Annotated in this window: 13 protein-coding genes and 2 pseudogenes; 4 read left to right on the forward strand and 11 right to left on the reverse strand. The window is 70.3% G+C overall.

Annotated features, from left to right (window positions below; translation table 11 throughout):
• Positions 1 to 129 precede the first annotated feature (129 nt).
• A complete protein-coding gene (locus tag ACFYQ5_RS12385) occupies positions 130 to 447 on the forward strand; it encodes a LysR substrate-binding domain-containing protein (RefSeq protein WP_389196750.1) in 318 nt (105 codons plus the stop codon).
• A 38-nt stretch (positions 448 to 485) separates the two neighbouring features.
• Here the strand turns inward: ACFYQ5_RS12385 and ACFYQ5_RS12390 are convergent, their stop codons facing one another.
• The 11 genes from ACFYQ5_RS12390 to ACFYQ5_RS12440 all read right to left on the reverse strand — a co-directional run bounded on the left by ACFYQ5_RS12390 (position 486) and on the right by ACFYQ5_RS12440 (position 13,157).
• Positions 486 to 1,847, reverse strand: a complete 1,362-nt coding sequence (locus tag ACFYQ5_RS12390) for a class II 3-deoxy-7-phosphoheptulonate synthase (RefSeq protein WP_389196752.1) — start codon at positions 1,845 to 1,847, stop codon at positions 486 to 488.
• Positions 1,848 to 1,927: 80 nt separating this feature from the next.
• A complete protein-coding gene (locus ACFYQ5_RS12395) occupies positions 1,928 to 2,863 on the reverse strand; it encodes an FAD-binding protein (RefSeq protein ID WP_389196754.1) in 936 nt (311 codons plus the stop codon).
• Positions 2,860 to 3,519, reverse strand: coding sequence for a DsbA family protein (locus ACFYQ5_RS12400; protein WP_389196755.1), 660 nt, complete (start codon positions 3,517 to 3,519; stop codon positions 2,860 to 2,862). Before ACFYQ5_RS12400 ends, ACFYQ5_RS12395 begins: the two co-directional genes overlap by 4 nt.
• On the reverse strand, positions 3,516 to 4,790 hold the full coding sequence (locus ACFYQ5_RS12405; protein ID WP_389196757.1) for a flavin-dependent oxidoreductase: 1,275 nt from the start codon (positions 4,788 to 4,790) through the stop codon (positions 3,516 to 3,518). The genes ACFYQ5_RS12400 and ACFYQ5_RS12405 overlap by 4 nt, the downstream gene beginning before the upstream one ends.
• The gene (locus tag ACFYQ5_RS12410; protein WP_389196759.1) at positions 4,787 to 5,938 is read right to left on the reverse strand and encodes a monodechloroaminopyrrolnitrin synthase PrnB family protein; all 1,152 of its coding nucleotides are present in this window, start codon (positions 5,936 to 5,938) and stop codon (positions 4,787 to 4,789) included. The genes ACFYQ5_RS12405 and ACFYQ5_RS12410 overlap by 4 nt, the downstream gene beginning before the upstream one ends.
• A 101-nt stretch (positions 5,939 to 6,039) precedes the next feature.
• Positions 6,040 to 7,761 (reverse strand): beta-ketoacyl synthase N-terminal-like domain-containing protein, encoded by a 1,722-nt coding sequence (locus tag ACFYQ5_RS12415; RefSeq protein ID WP_389196761.1) that lies wholly within the window; start codon positions 7,759 to 7,761, stop codon positions 6,040 to 6,042.
• A gap of 83 nt (positions 7,762 to 7,844) precedes the next feature.
• Positions 7,845 to 8,762 carry an SDR family oxidoreductase gene (locus tag ACFYQ5_RS12420; RefSeq protein ID WP_389196763.1) on the reverse strand — a complete coding sequence of 306 codons (918 nt, stop codon included), beginning with the start codon at positions 8,760 to 8,762 and terminating at the stop codon, positions 7,845 to 7,847.
• A gap of 93 nt (positions 8,763 to 8,855) precedes the next feature.
• Positions 8,856 to 10,307, reverse strand: coding sequence for an MFS transporter (locus ACFYQ5_RS12425; RefSeq protein ID WP_389196764.1), 1,452 nt, complete (start codon positions 10,305 to 10,307; stop codon positions 8,856 to 8,858).
• The gene (locus ACFYQ5_RS12430; RefSeq protein ID WP_389196766.1) at positions 10,294 to 11,796 is read right to left on the reverse strand and encodes a 4-hydroxyphenylacetate 3-hydroxylase family protein; all 1,503 of its coding nucleotides are present in this window, start codon (positions 11,794 to 11,796) and stop codon (positions 10,294 to 10,296) included. Before ACFYQ5_RS12430 ends, ACFYQ5_RS12425 begins: the two co-directional genes overlap by 14 nt.
• A 68-nt stretch (positions 11,797 to 11,864) precedes the next feature.
• The gene (locus ACFYQ5_RS12435; RefSeq protein ID WP_389196768.1) at positions 11,865 to 12,839 is read right to left on the reverse strand and encodes an FAD-dependent monooxygenase; all 975 of its coding nucleotides are present in this window, start codon (positions 12,837 to 12,839) and stop codon (positions 11,865 to 11,867) included.
• 33 nt (positions 12,840 to 12,872) lie between these two features.
• Positions 12,873 to 13,157 carry a hypothetical protein gene (locus ACFYQ5_RS12440; RefSeq protein WP_389196770.1) on the reverse strand — a complete coding sequence of 95 codons (285 nt, stop codon included), beginning with the start codon at positions 13,155 to 13,157 and terminating at the stop codon, positions 12,873 to 12,875.
• Positions 13,158 to 13,279: 122 nt separating this feature from the next.
• On the opposite strand from ACFYQ5_RS12440, the gene ACFYQ5_RS12445 reads away from it, so the two are divergent.
• The 3 genes and pseudogenes from ACFYQ5_RS12445 to ACFYQ5_RS12455 all read left to right on the forward strand — a co-directional run bounded on the left by ACFYQ5_RS12445 (position 13,280) and on the right by ACFYQ5_RS12455 (position 16,079).
• Positions 13,280 to 14,215: an AraC family transcriptional regulator gene (locus ACFYQ5_RS12445; protein WP_389196772.1), complete on the forward strand. Its 936-nt coding sequence runs from the start codon at positions 13,280 to 13,282 to the stop codon at positions 14,213 to 14,215.
• 294 nt (positions 14,216 to 14,509) lie between these two features.
• A pseudogene (locus tag ACFYQ5_RS12450) lies at positions 14,510 to 14,602 on the forward strand (IS5/IS1182 family transposase); the annotation flags it as partial.
• Between the two features lie 881 nt (positions 14,603 to 15,483).
• Positions 15,484 to 16,079: pseudogene (locus ACFYQ5_RS12455) on the forward strand (PP2C family protein-serine/threonine phosphatase).
• Positions 16,080 to 16,176 lie beyond the last annotated feature (97 nt).

Raw genomic sequence — 16,176 nt, forward strand, 5'->3', positions numbered from 1 at the left:
AACAGGTGCCCGTCCGCATGGGGCACTGAGCCTTTTCCGACCGCACGTTGAGGCGTGGTGAAGGACGACGACGGCCTTCACCACGTCCGTGATCCGGTCTGTGCTGCAAGAAACGGGGGCCGCAGCGAGGTGACTCTCGCCGAACTGGCCCACGAGACACTGCCCCGCTGGAAGGGCATCCGCGGCAGCGGGGTGCCCGGTATCGAGCCCGTCGCGGGGATCGGTCCCGAGGTCGCCGACGGCGCCGAGCTGACGCAAATGGTGCTGCTGGGGCGAGCAGTCGCGGTACTGCCGCGTTCGCTGACCTGGCCACAGCACCCAGGGCTCGTTCATGTCCCGGTGGCCGACGCGCCGGGTAGTGCGCTGGTCCTCGTCTGGAGTCAGGAGGACCGGCGGCAACTGGTCGCAGACTTCGTCGCCTCGGCAGTGGAGGCGACGGAGGGCTGAGCCCGCACCGCATCCGCGAGGGGTCAAGGCCCCCGGTGTCAACCGGCGGGCAGCCGGCGGTACATGTCGGCGAGGCGGAAGGCCAGGTCGATCGACTGCTCTTGGTTGAGTCTCGGATCGCACGCCGACTCGTAACGCTTTCCGAGGTCCTGCGCGCCGACCGGACGGCCGCCGCCGAGGCATTCCGTGACCTCGCCCCCGGTCAGTTCGACATGGATGCCTCCCGGGTGGGTGCCCAGGGCCCGGTGGACCGCCATGAATCCGCTCAGCTCGTCCAGGATCGTCTCCATATGGCGGGTCTTGTAGCCGTCCGAGGTGGTGAAGGTGTTCCCGTGCATGGGATCGGACAGCCAGCACACCTGGGCGCCCTCGGCGGAGACCTTCTCCACGAGGAGCGGCAGCAGGTCACGCACCCGGTCCGCGCCGGCCCGCATCACGAAGGTCAGGCGGCCGGGCTCCCGGTCAGGATCCAGCCGGTCCAGATAGCGCAGCACAGTCTCGGGGCCCACCGTTGGCCCGAGTTTGACCGCGATGGGGTTCCGGATCCGGGCGAGGAACTCGATGTGGGCGCCGTCCGGATCCCGGGTGCGTTCGCCCGCCCACAGCAGATGCCCACTGGTGGCGTACAGCCGTCCCGTCCGCTCGTCGGTCCGGGTCAGCGGAGTCTCGTAGTCGAGCAGCAGGGCCTCATGGCTGACGAAGAACTCGGCGGTCGTGAGCGGGGCCGTGCCGCCGCCGCAGGCCCGCAGAAAGGCCAGCGCGCGCTCGATCTCGTCGGTCAGCCGCCGGTATCGTCCGCCTGCGGGCGACGAGGTGACGAACTCCCGGTTCCAGGCGTGGATCTCGGTCAGATTCGCGAAACCACCGGTGGTGAGCGCGCGGACGAGATTGAGGGTGGCCGCCGACGCCTCGTACGTACGGTTCAGCCGGGACGCGTCCGGTGTCCGGGAACTGGTGGAGAACTCCAGCCCGTTGACGGCGTCCCCCCGATAGGACGGGAGCCGGACACCGCCCCGCTCCTCGAAGGCGCTGGACCGGGGCTTGGCGAACTGACCTGCCATACGGCCGATCTTGACCACGGGCAGCGAGGAGGCATGGGTCAGGACGACGGCCATCTGGAGCAGGGTCCGCAGGGTGGCACGCACCGCGTCCGCGTCGACCCCGGAGAAGGTCTCCGCGCAGTCCCCGCCCTGAAGGACCAGTGCCTCGCCCCGCGCGACCGCGGCCAGACGGGCGGTCAGTAGATCGCACTCGGCCGGAAGGATCAGCGGCGGTGAACCCGTCAACGTCCGGTCCGCCGCCCGGAGCGCTTCCGGATCCGGCCAGTCCGGCTGCTGCGCTGCCTGCAGCTTGAGCCAGGGGGCCGTCGAAAGGTCACGTTCAGGGGCTTCTGCGGTCATCTCGGAATTCCACCCGTTCTCGCTCGTACCGAACGCCAATGCCCGAGCGGAAACTGCTCGTGTGCTCCGGGGCTTTTCCCTTACCACTTCAATTCGCGGAACGGGGCCGCGTCAAGCGATTGTGGATTGGTTCGCTCGAGCCGCTCCCGATTGGTCTGGTGCCGGCACAGGCCCGCCTGGTTCGCTGGGGGAGGCGACGTGGAGTGGCGCGTGGCCGTGAGGCCAATCGCAGAGAAACGACAGGGCGGCGGGGCGGGCAGGAGCCGGCCCGCGTCGGCACCCGCCGCACCGGGGGAGCGGAACCAGTAACGGGTCACCACACCGAAGTTGCCGCCGCCACCGCCTGTGTGTGCCCACCACAGATCGCGCCGCGGATCGTCCTTCTCACGGGTGGCGGTCACCGCCCGGGCCGTGCCCGACCCGTCGACCACGACGACTTCCACGGCGTAGAGGTGATCGACCGTCAGTCCGTGAAGCCGGTTCAGGGGGCCGTAGCCGCCCCCGCTGATGTGGCCGCCGATGCCCACCGTCGGGCAGGCACCCGCCGGCAGGGCGATGCCCCAACGCTTGAAGAGCTGCTCGTTGACCTGGCCCAGCCTGGCGCCCGCACCCACGGCCAGGGCGCGCCGCCGCGTGTCGTGTTCGACGGAGTCCAGGGCGGACAGGTCGATCACGGCGCGCACGCTCCGGCCCGACACGAAGTCCTCGAAGCAGTGCCCGCCGCCGCGCACCGCGATCCGGCGGCCCGAGTCGACCGCCTTCTGCACGCCTGCCACGACCTGCTCGGAGGTGCGCGGCACCCTGATCCAGTCGGGGGTGCCGGACCAGCGCTGGTTCACACCCCTGGAGAGATCCTCGTACTGCACGCTGCCGGGGACGATCGGATGCCCGGCGCCGGTGGCCACGGTGCCCCGGCCCTCTGCCGCGGAGGTGGTGGCACCGGCGACGCCGGTGGCCGAGGCCGCCCCCAGAAGAGCCGTCGTGCCGAGGAAACGTCGCCGCGTCGTGGAGTTCATCCCTGGTCCTTCCCGGTGGTGCCGGGCGTATCGGATGTGTGCGCGAGTGCGCTGCGGTACACCTCGGGATCCTCCTGCGCCCCCTCGACGCGCTGCGCGTCTCCGAAGACGATGAGGGGGACCCGGGTGACGCCGGCGGAGCGGGCCGCGTGGATCTCGTGGCGGACCTCGGCCAGCCCCTCGTCCGAAGCGAGCAGCTCCGCGGCCCGTGCCCGGCCGAAACCGGAGTGCACCGCGCGGTCCAGGAGCAGAGACGGGTCCGAGACATCGCCGTTCTGTGTGAAGTAGGCCGCGAAGAGCAGTTCCTCGAGCCGGCTCTGCACGCTGCGGCCGTACTCGCGGCCCGCATACCACAGCATCCGGTGGGCCTGAAGCGTGTTCGCCGCGAAGCCCGTGCGATTGCGGAAGGCGATGCCGTGCCGGCTGCCGGCCTCGGTCACCTTCTTGCTCATCGTCTCGGCCGTCTCCCGCCCGTACTTGCCCGCCAGCCAGTCGAGCATCGGCATCGGCTCGGCCGGCCGCTCCCCGTCGATCTGGTACGGGTGCAGCACGATGTCGAGATCGTGACGGCCTGCCGCCGCCAGGCCCAGTTCGAAGGTGCGCTTGGTGATGTAGCACCAGGGGCAGGAAATGTCCGACCAGATGTCTACTCTCATCGGTGAGCCCCCGCTCCTGTCGCCGCACCTGGCGGCGTCGTCGTGTTCACGGCGTTCGGGTCGAAGCCGCCCAGCCGCGCGAAGCCGGCCGAGATGTCCTCCAGTTCGGTGCCCGGGAAGACCTCCCGTACGTCGGAGAATCCGCCCGGCGCCCGCTCGTGCGCCAGGTCGATCACGACCTCCGGGCCCCGCCTGCGCGTGCTGCGCTGGAGGCGGGTGAGCACCGGAAGCCGTTCGGCCTCGTACGCGGCGAACGCCTCGGTCACCCCGGCCCGGGCCAGGTGTCCGGCCAGCACCCGGGCGTCCACGATGGCCTGCGTCGCGCCGTTGGATCCCATCGGGTACATGGCGTGGGCGGCGTCGCCGATCAGGGTGACCGCACCGTGGCTCCACCGGGGAAGCGGGTCGCGGTCGACCATGGGATAGATGTACGCCTCGGTCGCCGTGCCGATCAGCGCGGGGACATCGAGCCAGTCGAAGGCCAGATCGGTGAAGTACCCGACGAAGGACTCCGGCGCCACGGACCGGTTCCAGTCCGCGGCCTCGAACTCGGCCTCCGGCTCGGCAGCCTTGGCGACTGCCCAGTTCATCAGGATCCGGCCGTGCTCGTCGGCCGCTGACATCGGGTAGACGACGGCACGGCGCCGGTCGTCACCGGCGATCACCATCGACCGGCCGTCCAGGAAGGGCGGCGCCCACGCCGTGCCTCGCCAGACCACCAGACCGTTCCACGGCGGCGGCCCCTCGCCGGGGCCGAGCACCGCTCGGACCGCGGAGTGGATGCCGTCGGCACCGATCAACCCGGCCGCGTCGAGCGTCGACACCGTGCCGGCCACCGGGTGATGGGCCGTCACCCGCACGCCGTGGTCGGTGCGGACGACGTCCACGACCCTGGTGTCGGTAACGACGGCGTCCGGCCCCAGCCGCTCGCGGACGGCCTCGGCCAGCACCGCCTGGAGCCGGCCGCGGTGGATGGACAGCTGCGGCCATCGATGGCCGGCGGCCAGGCCCCGGGGTTCACGCCAGATGAGCTGGCCGTGCCGGTTGTAGTAGTTCAGGTCGCCGGTGGCGACCGAGACATCGGCAAGTTGCGGCAGCAGGCCCAGCCCGTCGAGTTCCTTCACGGCGTTGGGAAGGATGTTCAGGCCGACACCGAGCGGACGGATCTCGGGTACGGCCTCCAGGACGCGCACATCCCTGATGCCCTCGGCATGCAGGCTGAGCGCTGCGGTCAGACCGCCGATGCCACCGCCGGCGACGAGGAGCGTCACGCGGTCCTCCCGTGGGCGTGCGTGGCCTCGCCGCTCGACGCCCCGGCAGCGGGCGGCTGGTGACCCTTGCGCGCGCCGGTGAGCCGGGCGGTGGTACGGGTCAGGTCGATGATCTGTTTCAGCAGGTCGACACTGGCCCCGCCGCTACCGACCGGGAAGAGGCGCAGGTCGGCGTCGTACGCCTTGCGCGCGATGCCCAGGTGGCGGCCGCGGAACACGACGATCACCCGCAGCAGCCGGGCGAGCGCCTCGGCCCCGCCCCGGAGGTCGGGCATCCGGCGCGCGGCCTCGGCCGCGTCGTCCCCGTACGCCTCGACCAGGCGGGACACCACCGACGGCACCTGGGTCCAGTCCTCGTACAGTTCACGCCAGCGCGGCAGGCTGTACGGCACCGAGTCGCGCAGAAACTCCTCGTACGAGGGCTCGCTGAGGTCCGATGCCCAGATGGCCTGGTCGATCAGCCACAGAGGAACCTGGGCCGCGGCCGGACCCAGCAGCACCTCTCCCCCCACGGTGATCTCGTCGAAGTAGGCACGCAGTTCCCGGGCGAAGAACTCAGGCGTGACGTTGGCGACCACCATGTCGATGGAGGTCACCATGGTCTCCACATGGTCGGTCAGCTCCTGCGTCAGCAGGGCGAACTTGGGGTCGTGGACCTCGGTCCGGCTGAGGATGGCGCACAGCTCGAGGCCCTCGCGCAGATGCGGGAAGACCATGCGGACCGATTCCTGGAGGTACGCCTCCTGCACATCACCGAGGTACATGCGCTGACGGCCGCCCGTCGGGTTCCAGGTGCAGTAGTGGTGTACGACGTCGCGCGGCACCATGTCGGTGCGGTGCCCCAGAATGCGTAGTACGGGCAAGACCTCGGGGACCAGTGCCAGCGGCTCCGGTCCGTGGCGCTTGATCGAGCCGAGGAACATCCCCAGGTCGCGCATGGCCGCGACGGACTGCTGCGGGTCGAATCCCTCGACGGTGTCCAGGCGTGGCACGAGCCGGCGCAGTTCGGCGGTCATGGCCGGCACGTCCGCGCGGGCGTTCTGCTCGCGCAGCAGGAAGCAGGCCCGGTCGGCAGCCAGCGGGTCGAGCTCCCGGATGGCCGCCACGCTTATGGAATTTCCCAGATCTACGTCGGTGATCATTGTCATCGCTCTCTCCAGCTGTACGGGCCATGGGTATGGCACATGGGCACGATGAGGCCCGGTACGTCTCGAGGACGTACCGCCGCCGTGCGCGTGGGAGTGGTCTGTCAGTGGTCCGTGGAGTTGATCAGCGGGTGGCGCGTGGGCCGCCAAGGATGAGCGGGCAGGGTCACGACCGCTCCGGCCGCGGGGAAGGCGGCCGTGATGTCCTCGGCGCCCGCCTCCGCCGGCGCCGAGGTGCTGTCGTCCGGCGCTTCGAGCCGGCTCAGCAGGGCGCTGCGCAGTTCCGCGTGGTCGCCGCCGTGCACGGTCAGCCGGTGGGCGTGGCGCGTGCGGCGGGTGGTGGCGGTCCAGCAGATGTCCCGCGTCCGGTCGTGCCTGCCTGCCCCGTCGGGTGCCAGATGGGCGGCGTACGCCCGGACGAGGTCGTCGAGCGCGGCACGGCTGGGCGCGGAAAGGGCCAGCGGCCATGGGCCGTCGTCCCGCGTCGCGCCGTCCGGTGTTTTCGGCGTGTCGAGGCGCGTGAGTACGACGTGGGCGTTGACCCCGGAGATGCTCTGGCCGTTCACCGCGGCCGTCGGCCGGCGGCCCGGCGTGCCCAGCGGCTCCATGGAGATGGGGACGACCAGCGGGACCCGGGCCCAGTCCACGCCGGGCGACGGTTCGTGGAAGTGCAGGCTGGGCGGGACCTGCCCGTGCTCCAGACACAGGACCGTCTTGATGACCCCGACGACGCCGGCCGCGGCCTCGGTGTGGCCGATGTTGCTCTTCGCCGAGCCGACGAGGCAGCGGTGTCCGGGGCGGCGCCCCTGGGCGAGCACGTCGTTGAGCGCACCGAGTTCGACGGCGTCGATGCGGGTTCCCGTGCCGTGGGCCTCGACGTAGTCGACCTCCCCGGCGGCGACGCCGGCGTCCTCGTACGCCCAGCGCATCGCCCTCGCCTGGCCGGCGCGGGACGGGTCGAGCAGGTGGTCCTTGTCCGCACCGTCGTGGCCCAGCGCGCTGCCGAGGATCACCGCGCGCACCCGGTCGCCGTCGGCCAGCGCCCGGTCCAGCCGCTTCAGCACGACCACGGCGACGCCGTCGGAGCGTACGAAGCCGTCTGCACCGGCGTCCCCGAAGGCGCAGTGGCCGGCCTCGGAGAGCACTCCGGCGCTGTCGAACATACCGGTGGCGTCAGGGCCGAGGATCAGGTTCGCGCCGCCCGCGAGGGCGAGCGCCGACTCGCCGGCCCGCAGGCTCAGGCAGGCCAGGTGCAGGGCTGCCAGCGAGGATGCCTGGGCCGCGTCGACCGTCACGCTCGGTCCGTGCAGCCCGAGGTGGTACGAGAGCCGTCCCGCGAGCATGGACCTCTGATGGGTGCCGGCCAGGCAGTCCAGGTCGAGGGAGCCACCCCGGCCGTCCCGTGTCCGGTCCCAGTTGTCGCCGTGCGCCTGGCCGACGTAGACGGCCGTCCGGGCCGTACCCCACTCGGCGGGCAGGATGCCCGCGTCCTCCAGCGCCTCCCAGGCCACCGGTAGCAGAATGCGCTGCTGCGGGTCCATCACCTCGGCGTCCTGCGGCGCGATGCCGAAGAAGTCGGCGTCGAACGATTCGACGTCATCGAGGAAGCCGCCACGTGACGTGTCGTACACCGGTCCGTCCGCACCGGGAAAACGATCTTTCGGGACGCGGCGGATCGCGTCGGCACTGCGGCACAACTGCTCCCACAGAGCCTCCGCCGTGTCGGCCCCGGGCAGTCTGCATCCCATGCCGACCACGGCGATCGGTGTGTTGAGTTGTCGTGGGCCTTCTGTCCAGGGCAGCGCGGAGCCACCGAAGTCCGTCATGATTCATTCCCCCGTGTTGCACATGCACTTTGATGGTGCCCGGCGGGAGGACACGGGCTTGTGCCCCGCCCGCCGGGCGCGTGTCAGGCGGCGCGGCCCGACCAGATGTCCCAGTTCTGCGTCTTGACCCACTCGACCGTGGAGGTCAGCCGTACGCCGAAGAGGCGCTCCGTCGTCGCGGGTTCTGCCGCCAGCAGCTCCTGGTCGCCGGCTGCCACATGGTGGTAGATGCCGGCCACCCCTGCCGCCGATCCCGCGCCGAGCAACTGCCCGAGACCGGCCTCGAAGTCCTCGACACCGAGCGGGAGATAGCGGACCTCGCGTCCCAGCGCGTCAGCGAACGCCGCCGCCAGCTCGGTGCCGGTCAGTACGTCGGCGCCGCCGACGTCCACCGCCCGCCCCACGAGCTCCTCGGTCTCTGTCGCCGCGGCGAGCACCTGCGCCAGGTCCGCGTGGGACATCCAGGCCACCCGCTGTCCGGCGGGCAGCGGGTAGGCCAGTACGCCGTCGTTGACGAGCGCCGGGCCGTTCCACGGGCTGAAGAGGTTATCGAGGTAGACGGGCGGCCGGACCGACACCGTGGGCACTCCGCTGTCGAGGAATACCTGCTCGGCCAGGCGCCGGGTCTCGAACCCCGCACGCTCGGTCCGTTCCTCCGGCAGCGGCGTGTTGACGTTGTAGACCAGGCGGCTCACCCCGGCCTCGCGGGCGGCCTCGACGATGTTGCGCGCGTAGGCGAGCACGGTGTCCGCCTCGTAGACGAGCGGCAGGGTGACCACCGTGTGCGTGACGCCCTCGAAGGCGTGGCGCAGGTCCTCGGTGCTGCCGAGGTCGCCCCGGACCGGGGTCCAGGCGCGTCCTTCGTCGCCCGTCGGCCGGTCGGCGTCGCGTACCAGACCACGCACCTCGTGCCCGCGCGCGGCGAGCAGCCGGGCCACGGCCCCGCCCTGGAAGCCGTTGGCACCGGTGACCAGGTACCGCTTCGGCTGGTCCTCACTCATATGGCGTCTGCCTCTCTGCGTTCATTTTTTCGTCCGTGCCACATCGCTCGGCACGGTGGGGGGCGGCCGCGGCGGGTCGTCCGCCGGGCCGGTTCAGGGGAGGACCGGGTCCCGGTCGGTGCTGCGGTCGGCGTCCGCGTCGCCCGGTCCCTTCGCGGGGCCGGGCGCGGCCGGTACGACCAGCCGCAGCGTGAGCAGGGCCGCCACCAGAGCGACGGCGGCGCCTGCCAGGAACGCGGCGCTGAACCCCTCGGTCAGTGCGACGTCACGCGGCCCGGAGACCGCTGAGGTCCGGGCGGCCGCCACACCGGACAGCAGGGCCAGGCCGATCACGGAGCCGAACTGCTGACTGGTGTTGACCAGTCCGGAGGCGAGCCCCGTCTCGTCGCGTTCTGTGCCGAGGGTCGCCGCGACGGCCGTGGTGACGGAGACCAGCGGCAGGGCGACGCCCAGCAGCAGACTCGGCGGCAGTACGTCGGCGACGAACGAACCCGACGGCGAGAGCATCGACTGCCACACCAGTCCGATCGCGACCAGCGCGAACCCGGAGCACATCACCGCCCGCAGACCGAACCGGCCGATCAGCCGGTCGGTGCCGGACGCGACCAGGACGACCACGACCGATAGCGGGAGCAGTCCGAGACCGCCCATCACGGGCTCGTACCCCAGTACTGCCTGGAGGTAGAGACTCACCAGGAAGAACATGGGGAACAGGGACATCTGCCACATCCCTGCCAGCACATTGGCCAGCCGCAGCGTGCGCCGGCGGAAAACGGCCGGTGGGACGAGCGGATGCAGCACCCGGCGTTCGACGAGGACGAACACGGTCAGCAGGACGACGGCCAGGGCCCCGGTCACCAGCGTCACCGGATCCTGCCACCCGGACTCGCCCGCGTTGACCAAGGCGTACGCCAGCAGTGCCAGCCCTCCGGTGACGGACACGGCGCCCGGCAGGTCGAAGCCGCCCTCGTCCCCGGCGCGGTTCCCGGCGGGCAGCAGCCGGCGGGCCGGCAGGATCAGCCCGAGCCCCACGACGACGTTCAGCGCGAAGGTGGATTCCCAGCCGAGCCAGCTGGTGAGGACACCGCCGAGGACCGTGCCCGCGGCACCCCCGGCCCCGGCCATCGCGGCGAAGATGCCGAGCGCCTTGTGGCGTTCCGGTCCGTCGTCGAACAGCGACAGCAGCAGCGCGAGCGCGGCGGCGGCCGCCATCGCGGCGCCCATGCCCTGGACGACGCGTGCCGTGATCAGGACCGGGGCACTGCCGGCCAGCGCGCCCAGCAGCGAGGCGGCGGCAAGCGTGCCCAGACCCGTGATGAAGAGTCTGCGCCGGCCGAGCAGGTCCGCCGCCCGGCCGCTGAGGAGCAGGAGCCCTCCGAAGGAGACCAGGTAGGCATTGGCCACCCAGGAGAGTTCGGCGGGCTGGACGCCGAGGTCACTGCCGATCGACGGCGCCGCGACGTTGATGATCGAGGTGTCGAGGATCAGGACGAACTGGGTGCAGGCGAGCAGCGCGAGCGCCCTCCAGCGGTCAGGCGCTGCCATCTGCCGTCCTCCGCTCCGTGAAAGGCTGTTCGTCGAGCTGGTAGCCGTCCAGGCAGGATTGGGTGAAGGCCGCGAGCAGATCCGGATTGCCGTCGCGCACGATGCCGGGGAGGTAGACGTGCGGAGCGCCGTGGTAAAAGCGCTCGTACTGCTCGTGCCGGGTGGCGAACTCGGAGCCGAGGGCGTCCCAGGCGAGCTTCATCAGCTTGATCCGCTGTTCGGCCGGGTGCCCGGGTGAACGGACGTACTTGGCGACGAGTGGCCCGAGTTCGGGGTGGGTCAGGTCGTATCCGGAGGCGGGCAGCTGGATCAGTCCGCCGCCCGCCAGCATCTTGATCTCGGCCAGAACCTTCGGATAGAGGTCCCCTGCCATGGCACGGTGGGCGGAGGCGATCTCGGGGTTGATCTGGACGACGCCGCCCGAGCCCGGGACGTCCTCGTGCGCGGCCTCGGCCGCCAGCACCATCGACTTGGCGATGTTGAGCCAGCCGATGAGCCGGCCCAGCTGCATGCGCACGGGCGGCAGGTCGTAGGTGTTGTTGGCCCGGGCGATCAGGATGGCGAGCCCGGTGAGGAACTCCAGCTTGGTCCAGAACCGGGTGGCGGCCTGATGGACGAAGTTGTTGTACGCCGGGGTGAGCCACCACATCCCGAACGTCGACTCGACGTTGCGGTAGGTGAGTACGTTCTCCCACGGCACGAAGACGTCGTCGCACACGAGCAGCGCGTCGTTCTCGTCGAAGCGGGAGGAGAGCGGGTTGTCGAACACGCTCCGTGCCGAAGCCTCGTACGAGGTGCGGGAGATGAACTTGAGCCCAGGGGTGTTCACGGGGACGGAGAAGCACAGGGCGTACTCGATGTCCTGCGGGGCCAGCGGCTCGATGGTGCCGACGATGATCTCGTCACCGAACACCGCGGCTGTGCCGATCATCTTCGCCCCGCGGACGACGATGCCTCCGTCGAGCTCCTTCACCACGCGGACGAAGAGGTCGTTCTCCTCCTGCTCCGCGGCGGACTTCGTACGGTCGATCTGCGGGTTGGTGATGGTGAACGACTGGTAGAGGCTGCCCTGCGTCATCCGGCGGTAGTACGCGTCGAGATTGGCCCGGCCGTCGAACTCCGGTCCGGCGAAGACGTCGGGAGTGCTGACGAATCCGGCGATCCCGGCGGCCATGTAGTCGGGGGAGCGGCCGAGGAATCCGAAGCTGGCCTCGGACCAGGTCTTGAACCCACGTCGGCGCTCGACCAGCTCGGCGTGCGAGCGCGGCGCGTGGAACGCGCGGAGCACCGGCTGACCGGAGCCCCCCGGCTGCACGGTGAGCGTGTCCCGGTGTTCACCCTCGTGCGCCATGTCGTACAGATGCGCGATGGAGCGCGCGGTGTTACGGAAGGCGGGATGCTCGGTGATGTCGTCCACGGGCTGACCGTCTATCCAGACGGCCCGCCCGTCGCGCAGTGCGTCGAGGTAGTCCTGGCCGCTGCGGTTCATGTCTCTCCTGAATCAGAGGGGTGAGATGGGTGCAGGTGTGCGGACGGCGCATCCGGGGGAGGCCCGGGTCAGCCGACGACGGCTCGGTGCGATCCGCGTATGCCGCGGTCGCCGCGGACGGTGTAGGGCGAGGGCCGGTTGACGCTCGCCCGGTCGGATCCGGCGGCGCGGGCGTACGAAGCGGTCACCTGGGCCAGGTCCGCCCGCGGCACGGCTTGCCGGGCCCGGCAGGGCCCGCCGGCAGCACGCCCGTGCGCCATGTCGATGACGACCTCGGGGCCCTTGGCCCGGTTCAGTACCTGGAGCCTGTTCATCGCGGGCCGCCGCTGCCGGTCGTAGGCGGACAGAGCGCGGACGGGGTCTGGACCGGCCGCGAGCGTGTGGGCCAGCGCGCGGGCGTCGACGACGCACTGCGTGGTGGCGTTCGAACCCATCGGGGCCATCGCGTGGGCCGCGTCGCCCAGCAGTGTGACCCGCCCGAAGGACCACCGGGGCAGGGGATCACGGTCGATCATGGGGAACTGCCGCACCTGTTCCTGACCGAACAGCACCTCGGCGAGCGCGAGATCCCCGCAACGCCAGTCGGGCACGGGCCCCAGCACGGGGCCGGCCGGGGCGCCGGCGGTCCGGGCCTCGCCCGGTGCGGCCGACTCCCGGGACACGGCCCAGTTCACCGGCACCGTGCCGTCGTCATCGGGCCGGTCGGCGAGCGGGTAGACGACGGCCTTCCAATCGCCGTCACCCATCACGACCATGGAGCGTCCGCCCAGGAAGGGACGGCAGCGGGACACTCCCCGCCACACCACCGAACCGCTGGACGGCGGCGGGCCCTCCTGTGGGTAGAGCAGGCCGCGCACGGCGGAATGGATGCCGTCGCAGCCGATCAGCACATCGGCCCGGAGTTCCGTCGGCAGGGCGCTCTCCTGGTGCGAGAGGCCGATCCGCAGCTCAGACCCTTCGGCCTCGCCGAACGAACGGAGCCGGGCGTCCGTGGTGACGGCGTCCGCGCCCAGCCGGTCACGCACGGCCTGTGCCAGGATCATCTGGAGGGCGCCGCGGTGCACGGCGAGCTGGGGCTAGTCGTAGCCGGCCGGTGCCCCACGGGACTCGGTCCAGATGTCTTCGCCGAGGTGGGTGAGGTACCTGAGCCGCTCGATCGGTACGGAGACCTCGGCCAGGCTGTCGTACAGCCCGAGGGCATGGAGTTCGCGGACGGCGTTCGGCAGCAGGTTCACACCGGCTCCCATGGGGCGGATGGCGGGTGCCGCCTCTGCCACACGTACAGCTGTGAATCCGGCGGCATGGAGGCACAGCGCTGCCGTCAGCCCGCCGATACCACCTCCGGCGATCACGATATTCATCGAAAAAGCTCCCCCGTTGGTGCGCTGAGCTTTCCCATCCCCCCGGACGGCTCAGCACAACTGTCCGGCACACAGGGGCTACGATCAATTAACGACCGACCTGCCTGATTTAAGGATCGTCCGTGGCTGATGACGTGCTGGGTGAGCTGCTGCGGCCTCTACGGCTCAGCGACATCTTCTACAGCCGGTGGCAGGCCGGCGGCGAATGGGGTGTCCAGGGGGAGGAGGACTCCTGCGCGGTACTCCACTACATGCTGAGCAACGAGTGTTTCGTCGACTTCCACGACGACTCGCCGCCCATCCACCTGGGCGCGGGAGACCTCGCGGTCTTCCCCTACGGCACCGCGCACACCTTCGCCGGCCGGCCGGACCAGGTGGCCGCCCAGCCGTTGAAATCGGTACTGCCGGAACGTGTACCCGGTTCCTCGGACGTCGTGACGATCGGCAGCGAACCGGCCGACACCGAAATACTCTGCGCGAGCCTGCGCTACGACAGAACGGCTGAACCGGCGCTCTACCGCGCCCTGCCCCGGGTGATCGTCCTGCGCCGGGACATGCTCACCGAGGAACCGCTGCTGCACGGCACCCTGTGCTCCCTCGCATCGGAGATCGCGCGCACGTCCCCCGGCTCCGGACTGGTCGCCCTGCGCGCCTTCGAAATGGTCTTCGTCCTGGCGCTGCGCACGGCCCTGGAACGGCTCACGGAACTCTCCCCCGCCCTCCAGGCCCTGCGCCATCCCGGCATCAGCACGTCCTTGGTGGCGATCTACCGTGACTACGCCCGCCCCTGGACGGTCGAGACCCTCGCCCGCGAGGCGGGTATGTCACGCTCGGTGTTCTCCGATACCTTCCGGGCGCTCGTCGGCGATTCGCCCGCCCATCACCTGACGGTACGTCGACTTCAGGAGGCCCGTGCGTTGCTCTCGGACGGGTCGCTGGCCTTGGGCGACATCCCGGCCCGGATCGGCTACCAGAGCAACGTCGGCTTCCACCTGGCCTTCCGCCGTGAGTTCGGCACCACTCCGGGGGCCTACCGCCAGGCGCTCAGGTCGGCCTGAACCCCGCCGCCTCGGATGAACGGGAACGAAGGTTCCGGCGCCGATGTCGTCATCGATGCCGCCCTCGCCCCGGCCGAAGCGGCCGGCGCGCCCGTGCTCATCCGTCTCGACGACCGGCAGGGCTCGGCAAGCTGACAGGGACCTCGGTGTGCGGCGGCCGTCATGCGATCAAGTGGTCGTCCTCGCGGATACCGGAGCTCGGAGGCGGGGCGTCGGATGCCGACTGAGTGGTACGCGTGGCAAACAGGAGCAACCCCGCAGCGACGAATACGACTCCCGTTGCCACGTAACCACCGCTACGAACGTCATCCCCGCAACTACCTGGCCTTTTTCGGACTCGCCGCAGCTCTCTGCTGCTACAACCGACTCGTCCGCCTCACCACATAGGACACGGTCTTAGCTGAAGGCGGCTGTACGGAGGTAGGTGGACTGCTCTGAGGGCCACAAGGCCGGGATCGTGGCGAGGACGAAGTGGCCGTCCAGGCCAGCTAGGCCGGCCGGAGTCCTGTGAGGTATCCACGGGCGATCGCCAAACAGCTCATTTGATTAGAGAATGGATGTCTCGGGTGAAGGTGGTGTCTGTCTCCAGACCAAGGGACACGGCCAGACCCTTCGAGGAAGGGGCCATGCCCATGAGCGGTCAGCAGAGCGAACTTTCTCGGCTGCTGACGGCAGTGGAAAAGGCTGCGCCGGTTGAGGCCGTCGATGTGGTCGCGGAGCACTTGCGGTGGCGTTTCGGGGCTATGGAGGTCTCCTTCCTCATTGTGGATCTGACGGGAAGGGCGGTCGCGCGGCTTTCCAGTACCGCCGCCACGGAGAGTGGCAGGCAAGCGGAACGGATCCCCATGTCGGGGAGCGTCTACGAGCAGGTGATCCGTACCCAGCTGCTGTACCAGGACGCTGTCGGCCAAGGACAGAGGGTGATCGTGCCCGTCACCAATCGAGGGGATGCGATCGGGCTGCTGGAACTGCTCCTGCCGGCCGCTCCCGACGAGGACGTCCTGCTTGCAGTCGGGGAAGCAGCTCACGTCCTGGCCTACATCGTGATCGCCAACGGGCGCTTCACCGACCTCTACACCTGGGGCAAACGCACACGGCCCCCCACTCTGGCAGCGGAAATCCAGTACCAGCTGCTTCCCCCGTCACTGTCGTGCGAGGCCGCGCAGTTCACACTGTGCGGAAGCATGGAGCCCTCCGAAGATCTCAGCGGCGACACGTTCGACTACGCCTTGGACCGTGACACCCTGCATCTGTCGGTGACCGACCCCATGGGCCATGACCTGGACGCAGCCCTGGCCGCTACGGTTCTGGTCGGCGCCCTGCGCGGCGCCCGCCGCGCAGGAGCCGGCCTGGCCGAGCAGGCCCGCCTGGCCGACCAGGCCCTGGCCGACCACGGACGCGGCCACGCCACCGGCCAGCTGCTGCGTATCAACCTCCACACCGGAGAAGCGAAGCTCGTCAACGCCGGCCACCCCTGGCCGCTGCGCATGCGCGCGGGAGCTGCAAAGGCGATTACATGCGCGGTGGACCCGCCCTTTGGGCTGGCCGTGTCCGCCCCCGGCCCTACCGCGTCCAGACTGTCGATCTGCGCCCCGGCGACCGCCTGCTCATGCTGACCGACGGCATGCTCGAACGCCACGGAGAGACGATCGACCTGCCTGGTCTGATGGAGCGCAGCCGGAACCTGCACCCGCGGGAGACCACGCTGATGATGACGTCCGCCGTCCGGGATGCCGCCGGTGGCCGGCTCCAAGATGATGCCACCGTGATGTGTCTGGACTGGTATGGCCCCCAGGAGACCCATCGGCACGTCAGCTCAGGCGCGGACACACGGCACGCCTCAGTCGGCCGCGCAGAGCTGTAGCCGAACCAGGGCGTTCCTTGTGCCTGCGGGTGTGGGTGACGATGTGACTGCGGTGCGGTGCGGTGCTGGTCGGGTCAAAAGAGCGGTGTAACTAGGG

Source organism: Streptomyces sp. NPDC005794, from assembly GCF_042871445.1.
Classification (GTDB): Bacteria; Actinomycetota; Actinomycetes; order Streptomycetales; family Streptomycetaceae; genus Streptomyces.

Excerpts from the sequence above, each read along its gene's own strand:
- ACFYQ5_RS12395 (WP_389196754.1), bottom strand. The coding sequence starts at position 2,863 with ATGAACTCCACGACGCGGCGACGTTTCCTCGGCACGACGGCTCTTCTG.
- ACFYQ5_RS12435 (WP_389196768.1), bottom strand. The coding sequence starts at position 12,839 with ATGATCCTGGCACAGGCCGTGCGTGACCGGCTGGGCGCGGACGCCGTC.
- ACFYQ5_RS12430 (WP_389196766.1), bottom strand. The coding sequence starts at position 11,796 with ATGAACCGCAGCGGCCAGGACTACCTCGACGCACTGCGCGACGGGCGG.
- ACFYQ5_RS12425 (WP_389196764.1), bottom strand. The coding sequence starts at position 10,307 with ATGGCAGCGCCTGACCGCTGGAGGGCGCTCGCGCTGCTCGCCTGCACC.
- ACFYQ5_RS12410 (WP_389196759.1), bottom strand. The coding sequence starts at position 5,938 with ATGACAATGATCACCGACGTAGATCTGGGAAATTCCATAAGCGTGGCG.
- ACFYQ5_RS12400 (WP_389196755.1), bottom strand. The coding sequence starts at position 3,519 with ATGAGAGTAGACATCTGGTCGGACATTTCCTGCCCCTGGTGCTACATC.
- ACFYQ5_RS12415 (WP_389196761.1), bottom strand. The coding sequence starts at position 7,761 with ATGACGGACTTCGGTGGCTCCGCGCTGCCCTGGACAGAAGGCCCACGA.
- ACFYQ5_RS12420 (WP_389196763.1), bottom strand. The coding sequence starts at position 8,762 with ATGAGTGAGGACCAGCCGAAGCGGTACCTGGTCACCGGTGCCAACGGC.
- ACFYQ5_RS12390 (WP_389196752.1), bottom strand. The coding sequence starts at position 1,847 with ATGACCGCAGAAGCCCCTGAACGTGACCTTTCGACGGCCCCCTGGCTC.
- ACFYQ5_RS12440 (WP_389196770.1), bottom strand. The coding sequence starts at position 13,157 with ATGAATATCGTGATCGCCGGAGGTGGTATCGGCGGGCTGACGGCAGCG.